Source organism: Donghicola sp. (assembly GCF_025210255.1).
Lineage (GTDB): Bacteria > Pseudomonadota > Alphaproteobacteria > Rhodobacterales > Rhodobacteraceae > Donghicola > Donghicola eburneus.
Genome location: NZ_JAOARZ010000025.1, coordinates 96,921 through 104,483, shown reverse-complemented (window position 1 = coordinate 104,483; position 7,563 = coordinate 96,921). Strand labels below are relative to the sequence as shown.

Here is a 7,563-nt window from a genome sequence, read left to right as displayed (position 1 = left end):
TTTGGCGTTTCAGCAGGTCTAGGAAACGGGCACGGGATTCGGGGAGAGGTTTGTCGCCAAAGGATTTTGCGAGGTGGTGTTCGAGGAAGTAGCCTGTGAGACGGAAGCCATCGAGGATCTCTAGGTCGGTGACTGGACCTTGGCCAAGAAGGCATTGGGGAAGCGGCAGAAGCTTGGGGGCCCATTTGCCAGCTCCTTCGGAGCTGACGGCACGGCCTGATCGAGGGGAGACGTAGGCCAGATCATCCATGTCGCCGGTTACGGCGCAGCGGGAGAGGTCGAGCCCAAAGCCAAGTTCCTCGAGCAACTCGAGTTCCCAGCGCAGGTAGGCGAGGGGAAAGGCGGCAGGGTGCGCTAGCAAGTCCATAAGTGTGACGGAGCGGATGTAGAGCGGGTGGTGCGCTTCGCGTTCAGGGAGCGCGAAACGCAGCAGTGCCGTTGTCGCGTTGAGCCCTGCGAGCGCAACGCGATCAGCCAGCGCCGCGCTCCGCGAACGAATGGGCTCGACTGAAAATGTGCCAAGCTGATCCTCAACCCGTGCGCGCCAAGTCACGTCGACTTGGTTGCCAGGCTGAAGGATTGGGGCGATCTTGCGCGATACACCACCGCGCACGACACCTGCGTGGCGGCCGTGATCTTGGGTGAACACTTCGATGATGGCTGATGTTTCCCCGTGCTTGCGGGTCGACAGCAGGATGCCTTGGTCTCTCCATTCCATTTGGCAACTATGGGCTGCGGCTCCGCGGTTGCAAGGGGGTGACGCAGGGCTCCGCTTGCCTATAGAGGTTGTGGGACCTCAGAGTGCAGGCAAAGGGGGACTGCGACGTTGGAACACCGTTTGATGTGGGTTATTGGCGCTGTGGCGGCGATCAGCCTTGTTCTGCAGAGTTACGTTAATTTGATCGCCGATGGCCCCGAGGCAACGCTGCTGTCAGTGTGGTGGAACATGCTGCGCTATTACACGATTCTAACCAATCTTGTGGTTGCGGCTGTATTCATCATGCGGCCCCAGTTCACGGCGCATTGGGCCGGTGCGATAACCCTGCAAATTCTACTCGTCGGCATTGTTTACCACGCCCTTTTGTCGTCCACCCACGTGCCCGAAGGCCTACTGGGAGAGGTGGCGAACCACGGGCTCCACACTGTTGCACCCGCGCTCGTTTTTCTGTGGTGGCTGATCTATGCGCCAAAACAAGGATTGGGGTGGCCAAACCCGCTATGGTGGGTGATCTGGCCGCTGATCTATGCCGCCTACGGAATTTGGCGCGGAACGCTTGACGGCAAGTATCCCTACTACTTCCTCAACCTGCCAGAACTCGGGCCCATTGGTCTGCTGCGCGAAATGAGCATCGTCGCAGCAGGCTTTTTGATTTTTGGCTTCGTTCTCTTGGGAATCGCGCGGGTTCAGAGACCCTCTTCGTCCAGCAAATGACGACCTTGTCGATCTTCGACCTCGATCACCCAAATGTCGGGGTCAAAGGATTGCTGACGGCGGATGGCTTCGTCCACCTCGAACTCGGGGCCGGAGGCCAGTGTGGCCCAAACCCGCTCGCCTGACATCAGATCATAGGTCCGGTGAAAGGCCTGCGCCTGCCCGTCCAGTGTCGCCAGTTTGACCAGCACCGCCCCCGCCGTGTCGTCGCCATGGGCGATTACGTAGGCGGGGATGTCGGCCAGCCGCAGGCGCGCCAGATAGGCATGCACCCAAAAGTCAGAGGTGAGACGCGCCATTACTTGCCGTCTTTGAAATCAAGGCCCATTTCGCTGTAGCGCTCGGCCTCGTCCAGCCATTTCTCGCGGACTTTGACCTGCAGGAACAAGTGCACCTTGCGACCCAAGAATTCGGTCAGTTCTTCGCGGGCAAGCTTAGAGATCGCTTTGATCGTCTCGCCTTTGTTGCCAAGGATGATGCCTTTGTGACCGTCACGGCTGACATAGATGATCTGATCGACACGGGCACTGCCGTCCTTGCGCTCTTCCCAGTGCTCGGTTTCGACCGTCAGCTGGTAGGGCAGTTCCTGATGCAGGCGCAGGGTCAGCTTTTCGCGGGTCATTTCAGCCGCGATCATGCGCATGGGCAGGTCCGCAATCTGATCCTCGGGGTAGAGCCAAGGGCCCTCGGGCAACTCGCCCGCCAGCCACTTGCGCAGATCGGTGACGCCGTAGCCCTTTTCGGCCGAGATCATGAAGGTCTCGTCGAAGGGGAAGCGCTCATTCATCTCTTTGGTGATCGCCAGCAGCACGTCGCTTTGTACGCGGTCGATCTTGTTAATCGCCAGCACGACGCGACGGCCTTTGGACACATCGCCAAGACCTTCGAGGATGCGCTCGACGCCCTCGGTGATGCCGCGGTGCGCTTCGATCAGCATGACGACCAGATCGGCGTCAGCCGCACCGCCCCAAGCCGCCGCGACCATCGCGCGGTCCAGACGGCGCCGGGGTTTGAACAGACCGGGGGTATCGACGAACACGATCTGGCAATCCCCCTCCAGCGCGACGCCGCGAATGCGGGCACGGGTGGTCTGCACCTTGTGGGTCACGATCGACACCTTCGCGCCCACCATGCGGTTCAGCAGAGTGGATTTTCCTGCGTTGGGTTCGCCGATCAAGGCGACAAAGCCTGCACGTGTTGTCATGGATCTCTTTTCGATTCTGGTCTGTCTGGAATTCAGCGGTCTTGCCGCCCTGCGCGGGCCGTGTAAAGCCCGCTGAGGATAATAACACCGATCCCCGCCCACGTCAGCAGATCGGGCCACTCTCCGAACACGGCAAACCCGAGGATGATCGCAAAGAGCTGGCGAGTGTAGCGGAACGGGGTCACGATGCTGATTTCGCCCGTCCTCATGGCTAGCGTCAGGGCGCTATAGGCCAGCACACCGGCAGCAGTCGCCCCCATGGTCGCACCGACCGACAGCAGCGTCGGGGTCGTCAGGCTCTCGCCCATGATAAATGACAGCAGCACGCCCGCAATGACAAGGATCGCAAAACCAAGGCTACCCAGTTGCTCGGTCGACATGGTGGCGGGGCTGGCGCGGGTGGCCAGATCGCGACCCGCAAAGCCCAATGTCGCGAGGACGGCAAAGACTGAGGTCAGCTCAAAGAGCTGAGGGGTCGGGCGGATGATCAGCAGCACACCGACCAGCCCAAGGCCGATCGCGAGCCAGCGTCGCCAGCCCACCCGTTCACCAAAAAAAACCACGGCCCCGATCACCACGACCAGCGGCGCGGCCTGAAGGATCGCACTCGCGCTGGTCAGTGGGGTCAGCGCCAAAGCCAGAGCAAAAAACAGACGCCCGATCAGTTCGGACACAGACCGCAAGATCAGCGCGGTCGAGAAAAGCTGGGGATGCCAGATCGGCTCTTTGCGGCGCAGGGACAGCAGGGCGAATACGGCAAGACCCATCGCCCCGAACATCATAAGCGCTTGGCTGGTCGCGATATCCTGCGTGGCGCGCTTGAAAAACGCGTCTTCGACAGAGAACGCCCCCATCGCGGCAGCCATATAGAGGCTGCCCCTCGCGTTGGGACTCACGCGGCGCCGCTTTCGAGCTGGTCGAGCAGGGTCTTGGCCGCAGTCTGTTCGGCTGTGCGCTTGGCGCCGGCGGTGGCTTTGGCCGTCTCGCCGCTTTCCAGTGTCACAGACATGGTGAAGGTCGGCTGGTGCGGCGGGCCATCGCGGCTCACTTCCTGATAGCGCGGAGGCTGCTGGCCACGAGCCTGTGCCCATTCCTGCAGTGCCGTCTTGGGATCGCGGGCATCTGCCTCGACCGTTTCGACTCGCTTGCCCCAGAGTTTCAGGACGACATCACGAGCCACTTCGAAACCGGCATCACGGTACACGGCGGCGATCACCGCCTCCATTGCGTCACCCAGCAAGGCCTGCTTGCGGCGGCCACCGGACATCATCTCGGACCGGCCGAGTTTCAGCACATCCCCCAGCGCAATCTCGCGGGCGATGTCGGCGCAGGCCTCTTTGCGGACCAAAGCGTTGAAACGCGGGGCCAACAGGCCCTCGGCCGCATTGCGGTCCGCCTTGAGCAGCGCTTCGGCCATCACCAGACCCAGCACCCGATCCCCGAGGAATTCGAGACGCTGGTTATCCTCGCGCGTTGGCGAGGACATCGAAGGGTGTGTCAGGGCACGCAAAAGCAATTCGGGGCGCCCGAACCGGTGCCCCAAACGCTCTTCGAATGCTTTCATGTCGGCAGAGAGTTTCACTCGATCCTCTTGAAGAAACGGTCGCCGCGCCAGGTCCAGAAGAACAGCATGGACCGACCAGCAGACGAGAACATGATGCGATCCGCGCGGCCAACGATATTTTCGTAGGGCACATAGCCCACGCCGCCGATCGACTGGGGCACGCGGCTGTCAGTCGAGTTGTCGCGATTGTCGCCCATAAAGAAGTAGTGGCCTTCGGGAACGGTGTAGATCGGGGTCTGGTCGGACGCCTGACGGGTGATGTTCAGGACGTCGTGCGACACGCCATTGGGCAGCGTTTCGGTCATCCGCGACTTGGTGCAGAGCGCACCTTCGCCAACGGGGCCGTTTTCACAACGAGGATACAGACGCTCGGGGCCTTGGGCCTTGAAGATTTCTTCGAACTGGCCTGCGTCTTCGAGTTCAACCGCTTTGCCGTTGATGTGCAGCACGCTGTCGACCATCTGGATTTCATCACCGGGCAAACCAATGAGACGCTTGATAAAGTCCGCGCCGCTCACAGGGTGTCGGAACACAACAACGTCGCCGCGCTGGGGTTCACCGCCCAAGATGCGCTCGTTGTCGCCCTTGAGGAAGCCGCAGAAATCCTCGGCGTCGATGTTGATGCCCAGACGGGGAATACGCACGGTCGGGCAGGACGCATATGAATAGCCGTAGGCCATTTTGTTTACGAAGAGGAAATCGCCAATCAGCAGCGTGTCCTTCATCGAGCCCGACGGGATCCAGAACGGCTGGAAGAAGAAGGTGCGGAACACACCAGCGATCAGAATAGCGTAAACGACCGTCTTGATGGTCTCGATAATAGCGTTTCCGGCTTCGGACTTGGCGGCCATAAATATATCACTCTCGGCGGCGGGTTGATGCATGTTTCATGGGGGCCAAGGCGTCAGGTGTCAAGCGATGCGGGGGCAATCGGGCGCGCCTCGATCACCACAAAGGCCTGCGCCCAAGGGTGATCATCGGTCAAAGTCACGTGAACGATGGCCTCGTGACCATCGGGCGTCATCTGCGCCAACCTTTCCGCGGCCCATCCGGTTAGGTGCATCACGGGTTGGCCACTGCGCAGATTGCTGACGGCCATGTCCTTCCAACTGATGCCCATGGCGAGGCCGGTGCCAAGCGCCTTGGAACACGCCTCTTTGGCCGCCCAGCGCTTAGCATAAGTGCCTGCTTCGTCCTTGCGACGGCTGGCTTTTGCCTGCTCCTCCTCGGTGAAGACGCGATTACGAAAGCGGTCGCCAAAGCGGTCCAGCGTTCCGGAAATGCGTTCGATATTCGCAAGGTCGCTGCCAATCCCAAGGATCATGGGCTGACCGTCAGGATTTTCAGGCTGGCCGCGCCAAAGAGCGCCGCAAAGGTCAATTCGAACCAGCGGCGCGCCCGTTCGTAGACGCGAATTGCAGCAGCGCTGGAAAAGAGCAGTGCGTAGGCGACCATGACAGACGTCGACGCGCCCATCAGGATTGCTTGGAGGCGAAACAGGTCGGACATCGGTGCCGCAGGCGGCAGAGTCAGCGCGAAAACCGATCCCCAAGCCAGCACGGCCTTGGGGTTGGTCAGGTGGATCAGAAGTCCCTTGAGATAGACTTTGTCAAAGGACCCGTCCGCGATGTCCGCCTTAATCTCCACATCCTTCTTCATCGCAGAGCGCAAGGATTTAAAAGCGAGAAACAGCAGGTACGCCGCACCAAGGTACCGCATCACTGTGAACATCCAGACTTGCGTCTGCATAACGGCCCCCATGCCCAGAATGGCGGCGGTCGACCAAAACAGACTGCCTGTCAGAATGCCGGACGCGAACAGCATCGCATGCGGCCTGCCAGAGCGCATGGCGGTTCCCATCACCCCCAAAGACGCCGGCCCGGGCGAGCCGACCATCAGCATCCACCCCATGACGAATAGTACAAGTTGGGTGGGCGTCATGCCCGCGCCTCGTCCATCAGACGGCGCATTTCTTGGATCGACGGCACGATGCCGCGGAAAATCGCCTCGCCGATTAGGAAGTGGCCGATGTTCAGTTCCATCATCTGCGGCAGGGCTGCGATGGGCTGCACAGTGTCATAAGTCAGACCGTGTCCAGCGTGGACTTCGAGCCCCAGCCCGTGGGCGAAATCAGCCATTTCGGTGATCGACTCAAGCTCGCGGTCACGATCCTCGAACCGGCCTTCGGCATGGGCGTCGCAATAGGCACCGGTGTGGATCTCGATGACCTGTGCGCCAATACGGTGGGCGGCCTCAATCTGGCGTTTGTCGGCGGCGATAAAGATCGACACGCGGCAGCCAGCTTCGCGCAGGGGCGCGATAAAATGGGCCAAGCGGTTTTCTTCGCGGGCGACTTCCAGACCGCCTTCGGTGGTCCGTTCTTCTCGCTTTTCCGGCACAATACAGACCGCGTGGGGCTTGTGACGCAGGGCAATTTTCTGCATCTCGTCGGTCGCGGCCATCTCGAAATTCAGTGGCACGGACAGAACGTCCATCAACCCGTCGATATCGGCGTCGCTGATGTGGCGACGGTCCTCGCGCAGGTGGGCGGTGATGCCGTCCGCGCCCGCCTCTTCGGCCATTTTGGCTGCGCGCAACGGATCAGGAACAGTGCCTCCGCGTGCGTTCCGGACAGTGGCGACGTGGTCGATATTCACTCCGAGACGGAGTTTGCCGAGCGGTTGCATATGTGCCCCCAAGTTTCAAAGTCAGTGCCGCGAAGACCCGCTGTCTTTCGCATGTTTCCGTTTCTTGAGCGACGCTAGGCGCGCTGCCAAAGTCCCGCGCCGCCGTTTCTGGTAGGCCCGGATGAGGGGTAATGTGACGTAATAGCCGACAATTGACAGGACCAATCCGGGTAAAATTCCCCCGACCAGATAGGGAAAGAAAACCTCGTGGTAAAACACCTCGAGTCGGCTCCAGTCCGTATACTCGCCAGTGAAGAAGGCAATGCAGTTCTGCAGCAGGTTCTCACCAGCATCAAAGAACTTCTCGACCAGCGACTTGTCCAGCCGGTGCCCGTCCTCGATCCCCAGAAAGAAGTAGCCCGTCTTCATCGAGATCACCGCGATCGGCACATAGGTCAACGGGTTTCCGAAAAACGTCCCGAGGATCGACGCCAAGATGTTGCCGCGCAAAATAAACGCCAGCCCCGCCGCGATGAAAAAGTGCAGGCCATACAAGGGTGTAAAGGTCGTGAAGAGCCCCGCCATGATCCCGCGCGCAATCTTTTCCGGTGTATCGGGCAGTCGGTAGACGCGGTGGCGCACGTAGTGAAACGCACGTTTCCAGCCGCCTTTGGGCCAAAGGAAGTCCTTGGCGATCTGCCAAAGCGTGCGTTTATCACGACGCTTAAAGACCACG

The 7,563-nt window shown here is 60.5% G+C and carries 11 protein-coding genes; 1 reads left to right on the top strand and 10 read right to left on the bottom strand.

The window, feature by feature from the left end; translation table 11 throughout:
* A partial coding sequence (gene recO, locus N4A58_RS12250) for a DNA repair protein RecO (RefSeq protein ID WP_293709978.1) occupies positions 1-718 on the bottom strand: 718 nt, incomplete at its 3' end.
* 108 nt (positions 719-826) lie between these two features.
* On the opposite strand from recO, the gene N4A58_RS12245 reads away from it, so the two are divergent.
* Positions 827-1,432, top strand: a complete 606-nt coding sequence (locus N4A58_RS12245) for a Pr6Pr family membrane protein (RefSeq protein WP_293709976.1) — start codon at positions 827-829, stop codon at positions 1,430-1,432.
* On the opposite strand, the gene N4A58_RS12240 is transcribed toward N4A58_RS12245, so the two are convergent.
* The 9 genes from N4A58_RS12240 to N4A58_RS12200 are packed head-to-tail and all read right to left on the bottom strand — an operon-like array spanning position 1,405 to position 7,562.
* The gene (locus N4A58_RS12240; RefSeq protein WP_293709974.1) at positions 1,405-1,731 is read right to left on the bottom strand and encodes a DUF1491 family protein; all 327 of its coding nucleotides are present in this window, start codon (positions 1,729-1,731) and stop codon (positions 1,405-1,407) included. The two genes, N4A58_RS12245 and N4A58_RS12240, sit on opposite strands and share 28 nt — an antisense overlap.
* Positions 1,731-2,636, bottom strand: a complete 906-nt coding sequence (era, locus tag N4A58_RS12235) for a GTPase Era (RefSeq protein WP_293709972.1) — start codon at positions 2,634-2,636, stop codon at positions 1,731-1,733. Before era ends, N4A58_RS12240 begins: the two co-directional genes overlap by 1 nt.
* Positions 2,637-2,668: 32 nt before the next feature.
* Positions 2,669-3,502, bottom strand: a complete 834-nt coding sequence (locus N4A58_RS12230) for a DMT family transporter (RefSeq protein ID WP_293709970.1) — start codon at positions 3,500-3,502, stop codon at positions 2,669-2,671.
* 26 nt (positions 3,503-3,528) lie between these two features.
* Positions 3,529-4,218 (bottom strand): ribonuclease III, encoded by a 690-nt coding sequence (gene rnc, locus N4A58_RS12225; protein WP_293709968.1) that lies wholly within the window; start codon positions 4,216-4,218, stop codon positions 3,529-3,531.
* Positions 4,215-5,051, bottom strand: a complete 837-nt coding sequence (lepB, locus tag N4A58_RS12220; protein ID WP_293709984.1) for a signal peptidase I — start codon at positions 5,049-5,051, stop codon at positions 4,215-4,217. The genes rnc and lepB overlap by 4 nt, the downstream gene beginning before the upstream one ends.
* Before the next feature lie 53 nt (positions 5,052-5,104).
* Positions 5,105-5,524, bottom strand: a complete 420-nt coding sequence (acpS, locus tag N4A58_RS12215) for a holo-ACP synthase (RefSeq protein ID WP_293709966.1) — start codon at positions 5,522-5,524, stop codon at positions 5,105-5,107.
* Positions 5,521-6,141, bottom strand: a complete 621-nt coding sequence (locus N4A58_RS12210) for a LysE family translocator (RefSeq protein WP_293709964.1) — start codon at positions 6,139-6,141, stop codon at positions 5,521-5,523. Before N4A58_RS12210 ends, acpS begins: the two co-directional genes overlap by 4 nt.
* Complete coding sequence (locus N4A58_RS12205; protein WP_293709962.1) at positions 6,138-6,887, bottom strand: pyridoxine 5'-phosphate synthase; 750 nt, start codon at positions 6,885-6,887, stop codon at positions 6,138-6,140. Before N4A58_RS12205 ends, N4A58_RS12210 begins: the two co-directional genes overlap by 4 nt.
* Before the next feature lie 21 nt (positions 6,888-6,908).
* Positions 6,909-7,562 carry a DUF2062 domain-containing protein gene (locus N4A58_RS12200; RefSeq protein ID WP_072709725.1) on the bottom strand — a complete coding sequence of 218 codons (654 nt, stop codon included), beginning with the start codon at positions 7,560-7,562 and terminating at the stop codon, positions 6,909-6,911.
* Between the last annotated feature and the right edge of the window lies 1 nt (position 7,563).

Excerpts from the sequence above, each read along its gene's own strand:
- N4A58_RS12240 (WP_293709974.1), bottom strand. The coding sequence starts at position 1,731 with ATGGCGCGTCTCACCTCTGACTTTTGGGTGCATGCCTATCTGGCGCGC.
- era (WP_293709972.1), bottom strand. The coding sequence starts at position 2,636 with ATGACAACACGTGCAGGCTTTGTCGCCTTGATCGGCGAACCCAACGCA.
- N4A58_RS12230 (WP_293709970.1), bottom strand. The coding sequence starts at position 3,502 with ATGGCTGCCGCGATGGGGGCGTTCTCTGTCGAAGACGCGTTTTTCAAG.
- lepB (WP_293709984.1), bottom strand. The coding sequence starts at position 5,051 with ATGGCCGCCAAGTCCGAAGCCGGAAACGCTATTATCGAGACCATCAAG.
- acpS (WP_293709966.1), bottom strand. The coding sequence starts at position 5,524 with ATGATCCTTGGGATTGGCAGCGACCTTGCGAATATCGAACGCATTTCC.
- N4A58_RS12210 (WP_293709964.1), bottom strand. The coding sequence starts at position 6,141 with ATGACGCCCACCCAACTTGTACTATTCGTCATGGGGTGGATGCTGATG.
- N4A58_RS12205 (WP_293709962.1), bottom strand. The coding sequence starts at position 6,887 with ATGCAACCGCTCGGCAAACTCCGTCTCGGAGTGAATATCGACCACGTC.